The organism is Bradyrhizobium sp. Ses1, from assembly GCF_059512365.1.
The window spans coordinates 122,929-138,296 of record NZ_JCAMOQ010000020.1 but is presented as its reverse complement, the minus strand read 5'-3'; the positions used below and the strand labels follow the sequence as shown (position 1 = coordinate 138,296).

17 protein-coding genes are annotated in these 15,368 nt (G+C 64.8%); 12 read left to right on the top strand and 5 right to left on the bottom strand.

What is annotated here, in order from left to right; genetic code table 11:
* Window positions 1-62 precede the first annotated feature (62 nt).
* The 4 genes from AC5ZG5_RS23045 to AC5ZG5_RS23030 all read left to right on the top strand — a co-directional run bounded on the left by AC5ZG5_RS23045 (window position 63) and on the right by AC5ZG5_RS23030 (window position 3,312).
* Window positions 63-1,613: a DUF1800 domain-containing protein gene (locus AC5ZG5_RS23045; protein WP_456643905.1), complete on the top strand. Its 1,551-nt coding sequence runs from the start codon at window positions 63-65 to the stop codon at window positions 1,611-1,613.
* A 2-nt stretch (window positions 1,614-1,615) separates the two neighbouring features.
* A complete protein-coding gene (locus tag AC5ZG5_RS23040; protein WP_456643904.1) occupies window positions 1,616-2,845 on the top strand; it encodes a DUF1501 domain-containing protein in 1,230 nt (409 codons plus the stop codon).
* Window positions 2,846-2,917: 72 nt separating this feature from the next.
* Window positions 2,918-3,235 (top strand): endonuclease domain-containing protein, encoded by a 318-nt coding sequence (locus AC5ZG5_RS23035; RefSeq protein ID WP_456643903.1) that lies wholly within the window; start codon window positions 2,918-2,920, stop codon window positions 3,233-3,235.
* Window positions 3,187-3,312 carry a PDDEXK family nuclease gene (locus AC5ZG5_RS23030; RefSeq protein ID WP_456643925.1) on the top strand — a complete coding sequence of 42 codons (126 nt, stop codon included), beginning with the start codon at window positions 3,187-3,189 and terminating at the stop codon, window positions 3,310-3,312. The genes AC5ZG5_RS23035 and AC5ZG5_RS23030 overlap by 49 nt, the downstream gene beginning before the upstream one ends.
* Window positions 3,313-3,323: 11 nt before the next feature.
* On the opposite strand, the gene AC5ZG5_RS23025 is transcribed toward AC5ZG5_RS23030, so the two are convergent.
* A complete protein-coding gene (locus tag AC5ZG5_RS23025; RefSeq protein ID WP_456643902.1) occupies window positions 3,324-4,265 on the bottom strand; it encodes an aldo/keto reductase in 942 nt (313 codons plus the stop codon).
* 291 nt (window positions 4,266-4,556) lie between these two features.
* On the bottom strand, window positions 4,557-5,369 hold the full coding sequence (locus AC5ZG5_RS23020; RefSeq protein ID WP_456643901.1) for a PAS-domain containing protein: 813 nt from the start codon (window positions 5,367-5,369) through the stop codon (window positions 4,557-4,559).
* 226 nt (window positions 5,370-5,595) lie between these two features.
* Here AC5ZG5_RS23020 and AC5ZG5_RS23015 point away from each other — a divergent pair, with 226 nt between their 5' ends.
* The gene (locus AC5ZG5_RS23015; protein ID WP_028163867.1) at window positions 5,596-5,949 is read left to right on the top strand and encodes a DMT family protein; all 354 of its coding nucleotides are present in this window, start codon (window positions 5,596-5,598) and stop codon (window positions 5,947-5,949) included.
* Window positions 5,950-6,128: 179 nt separating this feature from the next.
* Here AC5ZG5_RS23015 and AC5ZG5_RS23010 read toward each other — a convergent pair whose 3' ends face one another.
* The 3 genes from AC5ZG5_RS23010 to AC5ZG5_RS23000 all read right to left on the bottom strand — a co-directional run bounded on the left by AC5ZG5_RS23010 (window position 6,129) and on the right by AC5ZG5_RS23000 (window position 7,307).
* Window positions 6,129-6,269, bottom strand: a complete 141-nt coding sequence (locus tag AC5ZG5_RS23010) for a hypothetical protein (RefSeq protein WP_196237268.1) — start codon at window positions 6,267-6,269, stop codon at window positions 6,129-6,131.
* A 67-nt stretch (window positions 6,270-6,336) separates the two neighbouring features.
* Window positions 6,337-6,486, bottom strand: coding sequence for a hypothetical protein (locus tag AC5ZG5_RS23005; protein ID WP_165435373.1), 150 nt, complete (start codon window positions 6,484-6,486; stop codon window positions 6,337-6,339).
* A 164-nt stretch (window positions 6,487-6,650) separates the two neighbouring features.
* A complete protein-coding gene (locus AC5ZG5_RS23000; RefSeq protein ID WP_456643924.1) occupies window positions 6,651-7,307 on the bottom strand; it encodes a glutathione S-transferase family protein in 657 nt (218 codons plus the stop codon).
* 338 nt (window positions 7,308-7,645) lie between these two features.
* On the opposite strand from AC5ZG5_RS23000, the gene AC5ZG5_RS22995 reads away from it, so the two are divergent.
* From AC5ZG5_RS22995 to AC5ZG5_RS22965, 7 genes are all read left to right on the top strand, one after another.
* Window positions 7,646-8,848 (top strand): pyridoxal phosphate-dependent aminotransferase, encoded by a 1,203-nt coding sequence (locus AC5ZG5_RS22995; RefSeq protein ID WP_130227929.1) that lies wholly within the window; start codon window positions 7,646-7,648, stop codon window positions 8,846-8,848.
* Window positions 8,849-9,393: 545 nt separating this feature from the next.
* Window positions 9,394-9,876: a DUF992 domain-containing protein gene (locus AC5ZG5_RS22990; RefSeq protein ID WP_208829049.1), complete on the top strand. Its 483-nt coding sequence runs from the start codon at window positions 9,394-9,396 to the stop codon at window positions 9,874-9,876.
* Between the two features lie 366 nt (window positions 9,877-10,242).
* Window positions 10,243-12,291, top strand: coding sequence for an elongation factor G (locus AC5ZG5_RS22985; protein ID WP_456643900.1), 2,049 nt, complete (start codon window positions 10,243-10,245; stop codon window positions 12,289-12,291).
* Between the two features lie 51 nt (window positions 12,292-12,342).
* Window positions 12,343-13,131, top strand: coding sequence for a GNAT family N-acetyltransferase (locus AC5ZG5_RS22980; protein WP_456643899.1), 789 nt, complete (start codon window positions 12,343-12,345; stop codon window positions 13,129-13,131).
* 3 nt (window positions 13,132-13,134) lie between these two features.
* Entirely contained in the window at window positions 13,135-13,767 is a 633-nt protein-coding gene (locus AC5ZG5_RS22975) for a YoaK family protein (protein ID WP_028163861.1), read from the top strand.
* 38 nt (window positions 13,768-13,805) lie between these two features.
* Window positions 13,806-14,648 (top strand): shikimate dehydrogenase, encoded by an 843-nt coding sequence (locus tag AC5ZG5_RS22970; RefSeq protein WP_456643898.1) that lies wholly within the window; start codon window positions 13,806-13,808, stop codon window positions 14,646-14,648.
* Window positions 14,649-14,759: 111 nt separating this feature from the next.
* Entirely contained in the window at window positions 14,760-15,338 is a 579-nt protein-coding gene (locus AC5ZG5_RS22965; protein WP_456643923.1) for a hypothetical protein, read from the top strand.
* The last annotated feature ends 30 nt before the right edge of the window (window positions 15,339-15,368 follow it).

Sequence of the window (15,368 nt, the reverse complement as noted above, 5' to 3'; positions counted from 1 at the left end):
ACCGGTTCCCACTTTTCCGGATCATGCAAATCATAGACCGAGGACGCCCGAAGGGAAATCCGATGGCCCGCGATTCGCAAGCAGCCCTTGTTGCGCTCAATCGCTTCGGCTTCGGCGCCCGCGGCGGCGCTTCCGGCGATTTCGTCGACGCGGCATCCGATCCGCGCGGCTTTGTCAAATCAGAACTCAATCGCGCCAACGCCGCGCTCCTGGAGATGCCCGGGCTTTCCTCGACGCCGGCGCTCGGCAAGGCCCTGTTCGACTATCAGTTCGAGATTCAGCAGGCGCGCGACGCCGTCGCAAAATCGGGAGCAGCAACGGAAGGGCCGCCAACGGAACCCAAAGCGCAGCGCCGCAATCCGTCGATATCCTCGATCGCCACGGACATGACGGCCAAGGAGTCGATGGCATCATCCGCCGACGGCAATAACGTGAATGCCGCGATGGCGCGGCCGGATGCGATGCAGCCCAATCCGCCGAAGCCTCCGCCGCAACCGCCCAATGTCATTCAGAAGACGTTTCGCACTGAAGCGCTGGCGCGCATCCAGCGCGCGAGCTTCGCCGATTGCGGATTCGTCGAGCGCCTGGTCGTGTTCTGGTCGAACCATTTCTGCATCTCCGCCAATAAGGGCGGGCTGGCGCGGATCTGGGCCGGCTCGTTCGAGCGCGAGGCGATCCGGCCGCATGTGCTCGGCCGCTTCGCCGACATGCTGAAGGCGGTCGAGCAGCATCCGGCGATGCTGTTCTTTCTCGACAACCAGCAATCCTTGGGTCCGGACTCGCGCGCCGGCATCAACCGCAACCGCGGCCTCAACGAAAACCTCGCGCGCGAGATCATGGAGTTGCACACACTCGGCGTCGGCGGCGGCTATACCCAGGACGACGTCACCGCGCTCGCGCGCGTCATCACGGGCTGGACCTTTGCCGGCCGGCAGGACCAGCTCGGTCCGCCCGGTACCTTTGTGTTCAACGCCAATGCGCATCAGCCCGGCGCGCAGCGCGTAATGGGCAAGGTCTACGAGCAGAGTGGCGTCGCGCAGGGCGAGGCCGTGCTCGCCGATATCGCCCGCCATCCTTCGACGGCAAAATTCATCGCCACCAAATTCGCGCGCCACTTCGTGGCCGACGATCCGCCGCCGGCCCTGGTGGCGCGGCTGCAGGATGTCTTCGGAAGGAGCGACGGCGATCTGAAGGCGCTCGCGACCGCGCTGGTGGATTCCAGCGAGGCGTGGGGCGCGCCGCCGACCAAGATGCGCTCGCCTTACGAATTCCTGATCGCCTCCGGCCGGCTGCTCGGGCGCAATCCCGAAGATCCCTCCCGCTATCTGGGCGGCCTCAACGTCCTTGGTCAGCCATTGTGGTCGCGCGCCGGACCGAACGGTTTTCCCGATACCAGCGCGGCATGGGCCGCGCCTGAAGGCATGAAGCTGCGGCTCGATATCTCGGCGCAGATCGCCTCGCGCCTTGGCGACGGCATCGACCCGCGCGAGCTGCTCGATCTCGTCGCCGCGGATGCCGCCTCGCCGGACACGCGGCGCACCGTCGAGCGCGCGGAATCGCGGCAGCAGGCGCTGGCGCTGCTGTTGATGTCGCCGGAATTCCAGAGGAGGTGACGATGCAATGCTGTGAAGGGCTGCGATCACAGGCCACCTCGCGCCGCTCTCTGCTGCTTGGCGGCGCTGCGTTCGCCGCCTGGGCGTACTTGCCGAAATTTGCGCGCGCGGCTGACGGAGGCGATCCGCGGCTGGTCGTGGTGATCCTGCGCGGTGCGCTGGATGGCCTTGCGACAGTGGCGCCGATCGGCGACCCTGAATACGCCGGCCTGCATGGCTCGATCGCGCTCCGGCCGGACGGCCCGAACGCAGCCGTCATGCTCGACACCTTTTTCGGCCTGCATCCGGCGATGCCGGAATTCGCGCGGATGTATCGCGCCAAACAGGCCGCCGTGATCCATGCGGTCGCGACTTCCTATCGCGAGCGCTCGCATTTCGACGGACAGGACGTGCTCGAAAGCGGATTTGCCGGTCCGGGCAGGGTGCAATCGGGCTGGCTCAACCGCGCGCTCGAAGCGCTGCCGAAAGGCGAGCGCGTGACGCGCGCGCTCGCTGTCGGCCCGACGACGCCACTGGTGCTGCGCGGCGCGGCGCCGACCGTCGGCTGGGCGCCAGTCGCGCTGCCGCAGGCCGATGACGACACCGCGATGCGCCTGCTCGAGCTGTATCAGCATCGCGATCCCGCGCTCGCCTTGGCGCTCACGCAGGGCTTGCAGCTCGAGAAAGTCGCGAAAGGCGACGAGATGAAGCCGAAGCCCGGCACCAATGGCATCGGTGCGATGCGGCTGGTGGCGCGCGGCGCGGCGAAACTGATGGCGGCCGATGACGGGCCGCGGATCGGCGCGCTCGCCTTCGATGGCTGGGATACCCACGCCAAGGAGGGCGGGCCGGTCGGCCGTCTCGCGCAACTGCTTGGCGGCCTCGATGGCGCGCTGGCGGAATTCGAAGGCGGGCTTGGCGACCGCTGGCGCGATACCGTGATCGTGGTTGCCACCGAATTCGGCCGTACTGCGCGCATCAACGGCACCGAAGGCACCGACCACGGCACAGGCACCATTGCGCTGCTCGCCGGCGGCGCGGTGAAGGGCGGACGCGTGATCTCGGATTGGCCCGGCCTGAAACCCGCCGATCTCTATCAAGGCCGCGACCTCGCGCCGACCACCGATTTGCGCGCCGTCATGAAAGGCGTACTGCACGACCAGTTCGGCCTCGCCGAGCGCGTGCTGGCGGAGAGCGTGTTTCCCGACAGCCGCGCCGCCAAGCCAATGCAGGGGTTGGTGGCGGTGGTATAAACCTCTCCCCGCCTTTTGCGGGGAGAGGTCGGAGGCGGCGCGCAGCACCGACTCCGGGTGAGGGGCAGGGCGATGCGTGGCCGCAATGAAAAAATGATCCGAATCGCGAGGTGCTTACGCGCCGATCAAATGGATGCGGAAACAGTGCTCTGGAATCGGCTTCGCAATCGTCAACTGGACGGCCATAAGTTTGCCAGACAGGTTCCGATCGGAGGCTATGTCTGCGACTTCGTTTGTCGTGAGAAGCAGGTCGTTATTGAAGTCGACGGAGGTCAGCACACAACGAGTCCGCGGCGGACGAAATCCGCAACCGTCGGCTCGTCGCCGATGGATACAAGGTACTGCGATTTTGGAACAATGACGTGCTCAGCAATATCGAGGGCGTCTTGATCACAATTCAGGCCGAACTTCGCGGAGAGAGCCCCTCACCCCACCCTCTCCCCGTGAGGGACGGGGAGAGGGAGTGAGAGAGTCCCGCTTACCCCTTCGTAATCTCGTCGATCTGCGCGAGCTCTTCCACGCTCAAATTCCAGTCGATCGCCTTGACGTTCTGCTCGACCTGCTCGACGCGGGTGGCGCCGGCGATCACGCTCGAGACTTGCGGGCGGGCGGCGAGCCACGAGAAGGCGAGCTCCAGCAACGTGTGGCCGCGCTCCCTGGCGAAGGCCTGGAGCTTGTCGACGATGTCCTCGTTGCGCGGCGTGACATAGCGGTCGCGCAGCATCGGCACCTTGCCAAAGCGCGTGTCCGCTGGCGCCACTGCGCCGCGCTGATACTTGCCGGTCAGCAGGCCGCTCGCGAGCGGGAAGAACGGCAACAGGCCCAGATTGTATTCCTGCGCCGCTGGCAGCAGGTCCTTTTCGATATCGCGCACCAAAAGGCTGTATTCGTCCTGGCAGGAGACGAAGCGGTTCACGTTCATCGCACGCGCGACATATTCGGCTTCGGCGATGCGCCAGGACGGGAAGTTCGAATTGCCGATGTAACGCACCTTGCCCTGCCGTACGAGATCGTCGAGCGCGCGCAGGGATTCATCGATCGGGGTCAGCGGGTCGTAATCATGCTGCTGGTAGAGATCGATGTAGTCGGTCTTCAAACGCTTCAAGCTCGCTTCGACCGCCGACATGATGTAGCGCCGCGAGGCACCCTGCTTGGTGCCGTCGGTCGCCATCGGCTTGGAATATTTTGTCGCCAGCACGATGTCCTTGCGGCGATCGCCGAGCACGGTGCCGAGCACCGTCTCCGAGCCGCCCATGCCGGCATAGATGTCGGCGGTGTCGAACAGGGTGATGCCGAGGTCGAGCGCGCGGTGGATCACCTGACGCGAGGTTTCGAGATCGGTGCGCTGGCCGAAATTGTTGCAGCCGAGGCCGACGGCGGAAACGCGTAAGCCCGAGCCGCCGAGATTGCGAATTTGCATGGAGCGATCCGAAAATTGGAGGAAAGAGAATGTATTGTGGCCCGCACGCCAGTTCCTCGCAAGGCGGCGGCGGGCTCGCACATCATCGTCGGCTGCAGTGCAGCCATGAGCGGATGTCGCGCAAAAAAAGCGGCCCCGGTCAGACGCGGCGACTGACGGGGACCGCTCGGGGGGCGTGTGATCCGAGACGGGGGGCCTGATCAAACGCGTAAGAAAGCCTAGCCGTGCTTTGTTACGCGCGGGTGACAGGCAAGTTATCCACAGCCGGCGGCGTGGCTCGCTTAATTCATGCTATTCGGCGGCGCGCAAAGCCGGGCCAAGGGCGCGACCGATGCCGCGGAGGGAGCGATAGTAGTCGGCCTTGGCCGGATCGTCGGTGCTGCGCACCAGATCGGTCACCGGCGTGTAGCTCAGCATGCGGCCGCCGTCGGGCAGCGCCGTGCAACTGAAGCGCAGCACCTGGCCATCGGCGAGGTTGATGTTGATCGGGGTGGAATCGCCGATCCGCATCATCTCGATGCGTCGCGCGATGAAGTCGTTCAATTCGTGCTTCGGCAATTCGTAGGCGCCGGTGTCGCGGCCATGATACATCAGCGCGATGAACGGCGGTTTGCTTTCGGCTTGCTCGTCGGCAAGCGCGAAATAGTCGCGGAAAGCGCGATTGATGAACTCCGCCCGCGTGTCCGAATCCAACAGCACGATGCCGATGTCGACCCGGTCGAGCGCGGCCTTCAGGCGCTCGGCAGTGGCATGATGCTTCTGCTCCCAGGCGAAGGCATCGATCCATTTTCGCCTGAGCAGACCGGTGATGACGGCTGTGACAATGGCGGTCGCCGCCAGCATCGCCATCCGCGCCAGGTCCGACAGGTCGTAGCCTGGCGTGGCGCGATGGTTGAGGAAGAAGATCGCCGAGCCCGCCACCGCGATGGCCGCACTCACGAGTCCCGACGCGATGCCGCCGATGGAACTTGCCAGCGCGACGATGCAAACGAACAAGGGCGCCGGATTCGGCACGGCGGCGAAATGTCTGTCGACGGCGAAGGCGGATAGCGCTGTCGCCATCGTCAGGGCAGGGCCCAGGATCGTGCGCCAGTTCAACTGCATGTTTGCGCCTCGTTACAACCGACGATAGGCGCGCAGTTTGACGACGGATTTCGCTTGCGGCGGGATTTTGCGCGTCACGCTTAAGAGCGGTTTGATGGCGCGCGCCAAGCTTTCGCATTGTTGGAGTCAAATGCTATGCGAATTGCATCAAACCAGTTCCGTGGCATGGAGCGCTCGAGAAGATCTGCTCGGTCGTGCTGTGGCGGACCATTGCAAGAGGATATCGATGCCCACGATTTCGCCGACCATCCTGCCGATCCTGATGCTGTTTGCCTCCAACGTCTTCATGACTTTTGCGTGGTACGGGCATTTGAAGTTCAAGGCGAGCCCGCTGCCGGTGGTGATCATGGTGAGCTGGGGCATCGCCTTCTTTGAGTATTGGCTCGCCGTGCCAGCCAACCGCTGGGGCAGCGCGGTCTATTCGGCGGCGCAGCTCAAGACCATGCAGGAGGTGATCACGCTGGTCGTGTTCGCGGGCTTTTCGGTGCTCTATCTCAAGGAGCCGCTCGGCTGGAACCACGCACTCGGCTTTGCGCTGATCGCCGCCGGCGCGTTCCTGATCTTCCACAGGTTCACGTGATCGCGGGTGAGCTGCGCTCCCTTCACCTCCCCTTGAAAAGGGGAGGTCGGTTTGCGCGCGAGCGCAAACCGGGTGGGGATCAACTCTCTCCACACGCACCTGCGCCCGCGGCAGACCCCCATCCCAACCTTCCCCCTTTCAGGGGGAAGGAGCGCAGCGGGGCGCAAGCTACCGGCATATCACCTCCCATGAGATGGCAGGACCCGCACCACGGGCGCGCGATCCTCGCCACGGGTGCTGGTGACGATCAACAGCGAGGCCGCAAGCAGGATCGCGACGGTCAGTCCAACTGTTACCAGTCCAACAGGTGTCTTCAACATGCTCTGGTCGCGATCTCAGTCATCGCGCCTTGCGTTGGTGACGATTGTAGAAAAGGAAACCACCGGATCAGGTCGAAAGCGGCATCGCCATCGTGACCTCGACACACAGTGACAACGCGCCGATCGTGACCGAAATGGCGATTGCGCTCGCCAGTCGGGACGGGACTGCTGGCGCGGGGCGGCTCTTGGAGCCGGCCGTGCCGGGCGACCATGTCATGGTCAAAATCCTCGCATGCGCGGGCGAATCACCCGCGTTGTCTGGCCCGAGGATTCGCAATCGTCGCCGGCAATATTGCGGCGGTGACCGTGAGAAAAATGGCAGAACCACGGCATAGCGCGAGGTTTTACCCGTAATTCTACGGGCTATGCCCGCAATTCCCGCTATTCAGCCCCTGCCGCGATGCCGGTGGCGTCGTCGAATTCGGCCTCCGGCCGCCAGTCCATCGCGACGAAGCCGGGGACCTGCTCGACCCGCCTGAGCCAGGCACGGATCGCCGGAAAGGTGGCGAGGTCGAAATCGCAGCGGTCAGCGAGGTGGGTGTAGCCGTAGAGTGCGATGTCAGCGACCGTGAGCTGGTCGGCGGCGAAGAAGCGCGCGATCTTGAGATGGTTCTCCATCACCTGCAGCGCGGCATAGCCCCGCTCCATCCAATCCTCCAGCGCATGGGTCTGGAGGTCGCGGCCGCCTTTCACGAGCGATAGCCAGAAATAGGCCGCGCCGATATTGGGCTCCAGCGCATGCTGTTCGAAGAACATCCATTGCAGCGCCTCGGCCCGCTCGATCTTCGACTCCGGCGCGAGCGGCGTGCCGCCGGCGACATACCAGAGGATGGCGTTGGATTCGGCGAGATAGCGGCCGTTCTCGACTTCGAGCAGCGGCACCTGGCCGCTCGGGTTCTTCGCCAGAAACTCCGGCGTGCGGCTCTCGCCGCGCAGGATGTCGACCTCGACGGCCTCATAGGGCGTATTGAGCAGCGCCAGCGCAAGGCGAACCTTGTAGCTGTTGCCGGAGCGCTGCATCGAATAGAGCTTGTACATCTTGCCCGAGTTCACCAATCGAAGCGCGTGAGCGGCAGTTGGCGCCGCAAACGCAACCCCACAATGATGCCGATGGGGGTGCGTCGCAAGAGCTGCGGGATGGAAAAAGTCGAAAACCGCTCCCGCAACGCACGCGTGCAGAATGATTCCATTGGCGCAGCAATGATCACGCCTCTGCTATCAGGTGATGACAGCGGGTCTGATCGAGGGTCCGCCACGTGAGGCTGCGGCAAAAGTGCCGAGGAAACCCCGCTTTTCGCTTGCCGCTGCACCGCAACAGTCCTAGAAACGAGGTCGCGCTGTTGTTGCGCTTTTCCCAACATAATCCGGAGACGATGATGTCCTTCCTGTCCGCTGCGCTTGACCGTGTGAAGCCGTCCGCGACGATTGCGGTCACGGATAAAGCACGCGCGCTGAAAGCGGCGGGCCGCAATGTCATCGGGCTGGGCGCCGGTGAGCCGGATTTCGATACGCCGGCCAACATCAAGCTGGCGGCCATCCATGCGATCGAGGCCGGCAAGACCAAGTACACCGATGTCGGCGGCATTCCCGAGCTGAAGGAGGCGATCATCGCCAAGTTCGAGCGGGAGAACGGCCTCACCTACAAGCCGAACCAGGTGATCGTCGGCACCGGCGGCAAGCAGGTGCTCTACAACGCGCTGATGGCGACCATCAATCCGGGCGACGAGGTCATCATTCCCGCGCCCTATTGGGTGAGCTATCCGGAAATGGTTGCGCTCGCGGGCGGTGAATCGGTGCCGGTGGTGTGCACGGCCGAGCGCGGCTTCAAGCTCAGCGCGGAGGATCTTGAAAAGGCGATCACGCCGAAGACCAAATGGATCATCCTCAACTCGCCGTCGAACCCGACCGGCGCCGCCTATACCCGCGCCGAGTTGAAGGCGATCACTGATGTGCTGGTGAAGCATCCGCATGTCTGGGTGATGACCGACGACATGTACGAGCACCTCGTCTATGACGATTTCGTCTTCACCACGCCGGCGCAGATTGAGCCGAAACTCTACGACCGCACGCTGACGGTGAACGGTGTCTCCAAAGCCTATTGCATGACCGGCTGGCGCATCGGCTATGCCGGCGGCCCTGCGCAGCTCATCAAGGCGATGGCGACGATCCAGTCGCAGTCGACCTCGAACCCGTCGTCGATCTCGCAGTGGGCCGCCGTCGAAGCGCTCAACGGTCCGCAGGAGTTCATTCCCGTGAACAACAAGGTGTTCAAGGAACGGCGCGACCTCGTGGTCTCGATGCTGAACCAGGCGGCCGGCATCGACTGCCCTCGGCCGGAAGGCGCGTTCTACGTCTATCCGTCCTGCGCCGGCACGATCGGCAAGACATCGCCGGGCGGCAAGGTGATCGAGAACGACGAGGACTTCGTCACCGAGCTCCTGGAGAGCGAGGGCGTCGCGGTCGTCCACGGTTCTGCCTTCGGCCTCGGCCCGGCGTTCCGCATCTCCTACGCCACCAAGACCTCGGATCTCGAAGATGCCTGCAAACGCATCCAGCGCTTCTGCGGCAATCTGCGATAGTTCGATCGGTCGAGCGAGAATGAGAGGCCCGCGCAAGCGGGCCTTTTTCGTGTTCGCACGCTCTCTCTCCGCCGTCATTGCGAGGAGCGTAGCGACGAAGCAATCCATATCGCCATTTGTGGAGGCATGGATTGCTCGGCTGCGCTGAGAAGAAAGTGAGTTCCAAGCCGCTGGCCATGGTCCGGGGCACGCGTAGCGCGAGCCCGGAATCCATCTCACCGCAGACTACGGCGCCCGATGGATTCCGGGCTCGTCCTTCGGACGCCCCGGAATGACAGCGGTGATGGGCGCGTCTCTGCGCATCAGTAACGCTCCGCTGCTTTCATCGATCCGGGTCGGCTTCGCAGGCCGGTCCGAAACTCGCAATGATGTTGGGCTGATCTGACTTCGTATCGTGCGTCCTGAAGATGACCGGTCGCCGCAACTTGGTTGTGTCGCCAATCTGGCACTGCCTTGAAGCTTGTGGCATAGACGGACACGCGCCGCGGGCGGGCGCGGTCCTTCGTCTCACCTCACGTCAGATTTTTTCAGCCGGAGATATCTTCATGCGTCGCTTCGTCTTTCGCGCGGGCACGGCCATCGTCATGCTCGCATCCATCATCGCCGGCGCCAGCGCGCAGCAGCCAGAGCGCGTGCGGGTTGGCGTTCTGGAATGCCGCGGCGGCGCCAGCGTCGGCTTCATCGTGGGGTCGGTCACTCATCTCGGCTGCGTGCTGCGCGCCGAGGGCGTGCCGGAGGACCGCTACATCGCGACGATCCAGAAGGTGGGCCTCGATATCGGCATCACCGAGGAGACGGCGCTGGCCTGGGGCGTCTACGCGCCAGTCTCGCGCATCGGGCCCGGTGACCTCTCCGGCAATTATGCGGGCGCGCAGGGCAGCGCGACGCTCGGCGTCGGTGTCGGCGGCAACGTGCTGGTCGGCGGCTCCAACAATTCGATCGCGCTGCAGCCGCTGAGCCTGCAGGGCCAGGTCGGCCTCAACGTCGCCGCCGGCCTAGCGAGCCTGGAACTCCGGCCGGGACGCTAATACAAGCGTGGGCAAAGCGCAGCGCCCACCATCCAAACCATGCGTGCGCAATGCCAGTTGACGCGCCCTCTCCCCTTGTTGTGGGAGAGGGCAGCTCAGGCGCGGGCCATCAACACGTTTGGGTGAGGGGTCCTCTCCACGAGCACTGTCGCCTGCGGAGACAATCCCTCATCCGTCGCGCATTGCATGCGCGCCACCTTCTCCCACAAGGGGAGAAGGGAAGGAGTCGTGCACGCTTCATTGCATTACATCGCAACGCAGCGACGTTTTGGCGCGTGTTCCCGCTTGCCAAACGCCCGCGACGGGCGGAGCATTGTTGATTGCCGACCCAATCAAGGGCCGAGCTCCAGACGAGGAGACGGCAATATGGGACAAGACGTCAGAAGTCCCCGAGGTCCACGGTGCATCGCACTGGTGGGCCCTTTCCAAAGCGGTAAGACCACACTACTCGAAGCGATCTTGGCGCGAACCGGCGCGATCCGGACAGCCGGCAGTGTCGATGCCGGAACTTCCGTTGGCGATGCCAGTGCGGAAGCGCGCAATCACAAGATGAGCGTCGGTCTTACCGCCGCCACCACGACCTTCATGGGCGACAGTTACACCTTCCTCGATTGTCCCGGCTCGGTCGAATTCGCGCACGACATGCGCATGGCGCTTCCCGCGGTCGATGCCGCGGTCGTGGTCTGCGAGGCCGACGAGAAGAAGCTGCCGCAATTGCAGCTCATCCTGCGCGAATTGGAAGAGCTCGCCATTCCCCGTTTCCTGTTCCTGAACAAGATCGATCGCGCCAACAATCGCGTCCGCGAGACGCTCGCGACGCTGCAGCCGGCCTCGCGCGTGCCGCTGGTGCTCAGGCAAATTCCGATATGGAACGGCGATCTGATCGAGGGTTTCGTCGATCTGGCGCTGGAACGCGCCTTCGTCTATCGCGAGCACAAGCCGTCGGAGGTGGTCGCGCTGGAAGGCGGCAATCTCGATCGCGAGAAGGAAGCGCGCTTCTCGATGCTGGAGAAGCTCGCCGACCATGACGACGCGCTGATGGAGCAGTTGCTCGAGGACATCCAGCCGCCGCGCGATGCCGTGTTCGACGATCTCGCCCGCGAACTGCGCGAAGGCGTGATCTGCCCGGTGCTGCTCGGCTCGGCGCTGCGCGAGAATGGCGTGCTGCGCCTGCTGAAGGCGCTGCGCCATGAATCGCCCGGTATCGCCGACACCGCCAAGCGCCTTGGCGCCCCCGAAACCAAGGATGCGCTCGCCTACGTGTTCAAGACGGTGCATTTGCAGCACGGTGGCAAACTGTCGCTGGCGCGGCTGCTCGCCGGCCGTCTCGACGATGGCGCGACGCTGACGTCCTCGTCCGGCGAGACCGGCCGCGTTTCCAGTATCCTCGCCGCTGGCGGCGCGTTCGACACCAAGCGCGCCTCCGCGGAAGCCGGCGATACGGTTGCGCTCGGCAAGCTCGATGCGATCAAGACCGGCGACACCGTGGCGAGCGGCAAGACCGCGCCGCCCTCGCTGGTGACGGTCGAGCCGACCTCGCCGGTGCTCGCGATGTCGGTCGCGGCCACCGACCGCAAGGACGACGTCAAGCTCGGGCAGGCGCTGCTGCGGCTGAACGAGGAGGATCCGTCGCTGACCCAGATCCAGAACGCACGCACGCACGATACCGTGCTGTGGGGGCAGGGCGAGATGCATCTGCGCGTCGCGGTGGAACGGCTGCGTGACCGCTTCGGCGTCAACGTCAAATCGCACCCGCCAGCGATCGGGTATCAGGAGACCATCCGGAAACCGATCACCCAGCGCGGCCGGCACAAGAAGCAGTCCGGCGGCCACGGTCAGTTCGGCGACGTGGTGCTCGAGGTAAAGCCCTTGCCGCGCGGTTCCGGCTTCAGCTTCGAGGAGACCGTGGTCGGCGGTGCAGTGCCGCGGAACTATATCGGCGCGGTCGAAGAAGGCGTGGTCGACGGCCTGCAGAAGGGGCCGCTCGGCTTTCCCGTGGTCGACGTCCATGTGTGCCTGACTGACGGTTCCTACCACAGCGTCGACTCCTCCGATCTCGCGTTCCGCACCGCAGCGCGGATCGGTGTCAGCGAGGCGCTGCCGAACTGTCATCCGGTGCTGTTGGAACCGATCCACATGGTCGAAATCGTCTGCCCGACCGACGCCACCGCCAAGATCAACGCGATCCTGTCGGCGCGGCGGGGCCAGATCCTCGGTTTCGACACCCGCGAGGGCTGGGCGGGCTGGGACTGCGTCCGCGCCACCATGCCGGAAGCCGAAATCGGCGACCTGATCGTGGAACTCCGCTCGGCCACCGCCGGCGCCGGCAGCTTCACCCGGCAGTTCGATCACATGGCTGAAGTGACCGGCCGGACCGCCGATCAAATTATTGCGGCGCATCGCGTGGCGGCATAAGTGTTGCTAGGATCATGGCCCCGGATCGAGGGTCATGATCCCCGCATCGCCATGGACGTTGTCGATCTCTCCTTGAAAATGCGGCGGCTGACGCAATGGCTGGACGGCCGTTGTCAGCCCTACCGCCTCGTGCGCCGGCAGTTCGACGGTCCGCCGTTCGGTCACTGCTACGTGACCATCGATCCCGAACGTCAGGCGCCCTTTCCATCCGCCAATCTCAACCGCGTCTATCTCTGCGGCGCTGATCCCGCGATGGCGGATGATGCGGTCCCGCGCTTCATCGATCTGTTCACGGCTGAGGGTGTGAAGCGCTTCTACGTCTGGTTGAGCCCGGGTCCCGATATGGACGTGATGCGGGCGCGGCTCGAGGCGGGCGGCCTGTCGCGCGCGCGTCGCACCGGATATCCGACCTTGTGGCGCACGGCCTGTTCGCCGCTTCATTTCGCCACAGATCTCAGCATCCGCGAGGTGACCACCGACGAGATCGACGCCGCGCGCGATCAGCTCGGCGACACGCTGTGGCCGGAATATGCGCGCTCGGCCGGCCGCAGGGGCTTCGTTCACTACATGGCCTTCGACGGCGATCAGCCGGTGGCGATTGCCGCGCTCTGCCTGTTCGAGGACATCGGCTATCTCCTGGCCGCGACCACAGCCGAAAGCCATCGCAAGCGCGGCGCGCAGCAGGCGCTGATAGCGAAGCGGGTCGAACGCGCCGAGCAGATGGGCTGCAGAGTGCAGGTCTCCGAGACCATGTACATGCTGGAACATTCGTACCGTAATCTGCTGCGCGCCGGCTTCACCGAAGCCTACGAGAAAGAGGTCTACGAGTGGACGGCGTGACGCATGCTTGACTCGCGCCGTAACATGACGCTGGCCTGTGCGCTGAGCGCGCTCGCCGGTTATCTTGACGGCATCGGTTATCTGCATCTCGGCGGCCTGTTCGTCTCCTTCATGAGCGGCAATTCGACGCGTCTCGGCGTCAACCTGACCGAGGCGAACTGGTTCGCGGCGGCGCAAACCATCGGCATCATCGTGACCTTCGTGTTCGGCGCGGCGGCGGGCAGCCTGATCGTGCTTGCGCGCGGCGGCCGTCGCCAGACCTGGCTGTTGCTGACGGAAGCGCTGCTGCTCGTCGGCGCCGCGCTCGCCTACACATTCGGCTGGCCGACGGCCGCGGTCGGCGGCATCGTGTTCGCGATGGGGCTGGAGAATGCGATGTTCCAGATCCGCGGCGGCGCCGGCCTCGGCCTCACCTATGTCACCGGCGCGCTGGTCAAGGCTGGCCAACTCCTTGGGGCGGCGCTGACCGGCGGCCCGCGCTGGGCCTGGCTGCCGAACCTCCTGCTATGGGCGGCACTGGTGCTGGGGTCGACCGTCGGCGCGCTCGCTTATCTCCACCTCAATCTGTCCGCGGTCTGGTTCGCCGCTGGCGCCGCCGTCGTGCTTACGGCGTTCGTCGCGGTGCGGGATAAGTGAATGTTGACAGTCCGCATTGCTTGTCCGATTGGACTGCAATGACCGCACCGACCAAAGCCCGCGCCGCATGCCTGATCGGATGGCCGGCCGCGCATTCGCGCTCGCCGCTGATCCATCACTACTGGCTGAGGAAGCTCGGCATCGAGGGCGGCTACAACATCGAAGCGATCCCGCCGGAAGGCTTTGCCGAGTTCGTGTTGCATCTCGCGTTCCACGGCTTCGTCGGCGCCAATGTCACGATCCCGCACAAGGAGCGCGCGCTGGCGCTGTCGCTGCCTGACGAGCGCGCCCGTGCGGTCGGCGCCGCCAACACGCTGTGGTACGAAGCCGGCGAGCTGCGCTCGACCAATACCGACGTCGAAGGCTTCGTCAACAATCTGGACGCCTCCGCGCCCGGCTGGGACCAGGCGACAGAGGCGCTGGTGCTGGGCGCCGGCGGCTCGGCGCGCGCCGTGGTGTTCGGATTGCTCGATCGCGGCATGACGCGCATTCACCTCGTCAATCGCAGCATCGAGCGCGCCCGCGCGCTTGCCGATCAGTTCGGTTCTCGCGTCGAGCCGGCCGGCTGGGATGCGCTTGCCGATCTGTTGCCGCGCGCAGGGCTGCTCGTGAACACCACCTCACTCGGCATGCACGGCCAGCCGGCGCTCGCGCTCGACGTCGGCTTGCTGCCGTCAAATGCTGTTGTTGCCGACCTCGTCTATGTTCCACTGAAGACGCCGCTGCTTGCAGCCGCCGAGGGGCGCGGATTGAAGACGGCCGACGGGCTGGGCATGCTCCTGCACCAGGCGGTGCGCGGCTTCGAACTGTGGTTCGGCCAGCGCCCGCAAGTGACGCCGGAACTGCGTGCGCTGGTCGAGGACGATCTCACAAAGGCTTGAGGGCAGGAAATATCGCCGCGAAAGCGGGGTCTCTGTAGAGATGATCCACCCGGAGCTCTCGCTATGCCTCCCTACCGTTCCACGCTCGCCCGCCCGCTGTTTGCCGTCGCCATGGTTGCGGCATCAACCCTTTATGCGATCGCGCAGCAGCCGCCGGTGTCGTCGCGCCTGCGCGGCACCATCGAAAGCGTCGACGGCGACACAGTCACGGTCAAGTCGCGCAGCGGTGAAGACGTCAAGCTGCATTTGACCAGCGACGCGCGCGTTGCCGGCATCGCCAAGATCGCACTGTCCGACATCAAGGTCGGTTCCTTCATCGGCGCTACGACCGTGCCGGGTTCCGACGGCACGCCGAAAGCGGTGGAGGTTCACGTCTTCCCGGAGGACATGCGCGGCACCGGCGAGGGCTCGCGGCCCTGGGACACGCGCCCCAACAGCAGCATGACCAATGCGACGGTCGCCGAATCCGTTGTCAGCAATGACGGCCACACGCTGCTCGTCAAATACAAGGACGGCGAGAAGAAGATGCTGGTCTCGCCCGATACGCCTGTCGTGACCTACGTCCCCGGCGACAAGTCCGAGCTCAAGGCGGGCGCCAAGATCATCGCATTCACGAAAAAGTCGCCCGACGGCTCGCTCGAGGCCGACCGCATCAGCGTCGGCCGCGACGGCATCACACCGCCGATGTAAGTGCGGGTTGCTGTCTTCCCTTCTCCCCTT

Excerpts from the sequence above, each read along its gene's own strand:
- AC5ZG5_RS23015 (WP_028163867.1), top strand. The coding sequence starts at position 5,596 with ATGCCCACGATTTCGCCGACCATCCTGCCGATCCTGATGCTGTTTGCC.
- AC5ZG5_RS23045 (WP_456643905.1), top strand. The coding sequence starts at position 63 with ATGGCCCGCGATTCGCAAGCAGCCCTTGTTGCGCTCAATCGCTTCGGC.
- AC5ZG5_RS23010 (WP_196237268.1), bottom strand. The coding sequence starts at position 6,269 with ATGTTGAAGACACCTGTTGGACTGGTAACAGTTGGACTGACCGTCGCG.
- AC5ZG5_RS23005 (WP_165435373.1), bottom strand. The coding sequence starts at position 6,486 with ATGACATGGTCGCCCGGCACGGCCGGCTCCAAGAGCCGCCCCGCGCCA.
- AC5ZG5_RS22975 (WP_028163861.1), top strand. The coding sequence starts at position 13,135 with ATGCTTGACTCGCGCCGTAACATGACGCTGGCCTGTGCGCTGAGCGCG.
- AC5ZG5_RS23025 (WP_456643902.1), bottom strand. The coding sequence starts at position 4,265 with ATGCAAATTCGCAATCTCGGCGGCTCGGGCTTACGCGTTTCCGCCGTC.
- AC5ZG5_RS23035 (WP_456643903.1), top strand. The coding sequence starts at position 2,918 with ATGCGTGGCCGCAATGAAAAAATGATCCGAATCGCGAGGTGCTTACGC.
- AC5ZG5_RS22970 (WP_456643898.1), top strand. The coding sequence starts at position 13,806 with ATGACCGCACCGACCAAAGCCCGCGCCGCATGCCTGATCGGATGGCCG.
- AC5ZG5_RS23020 (WP_456643901.1), bottom strand. The coding sequence starts at position 5,369 with ATGCAGTTGAACTGGCGCACGATCCTGGGCCCTGCCCTGACGATGGCG.
- AC5ZG5_RS23000 (WP_456643924.1), bottom strand. The coding sequence starts at position 7,307 with ATGTACAAGCTCTATTCGATGCAGCGCTCCGGCAACAGCTACAAGGTT.
- AC5ZG5_RS22985 (WP_456643900.1), top strand. The coding sequence starts at position 10,243 with ATGGGACAAGACGTCAGAAGTCCCCGAGGTCCACGGTGCATCGCACTG.
- AC5ZG5_RS22995 (WP_130227929.1), top strand. The coding sequence starts at position 7,646 with ATGTCCTTCCTGTCCGCTGCGCTTGACCGTGTGAAGCCGTCCGCGACG.
- AC5ZG5_RS23040 (WP_456643904.1), top strand. The coding sequence starts at position 1,616 with ATGCAATGCTGTGAAGGGCTGCGATCACAGGCCACCTCGCGCCGCTCT.
- AC5ZG5_RS22980 (WP_456643899.1), top strand. The coding sequence starts at position 12,343 with ATGGACGTTGTCGATCTCTCCTTGAAAATGCGGCGGCTGACGCAATGG.
- AC5ZG5_RS22965 (WP_456643923.1), top strand. The coding sequence starts at position 14,760 with ATGGTTGCGGCATCAACCCTTTATGCGATCGCGCAGCAGCCGCCGGTG.
- AC5ZG5_RS22990 (WP_208829049.1), top strand. The coding sequence starts at position 9,394 with ATGCGTCGCTTCGTCTTTCGCGCGGGCACGGCCATCGTCATGCTCGCA.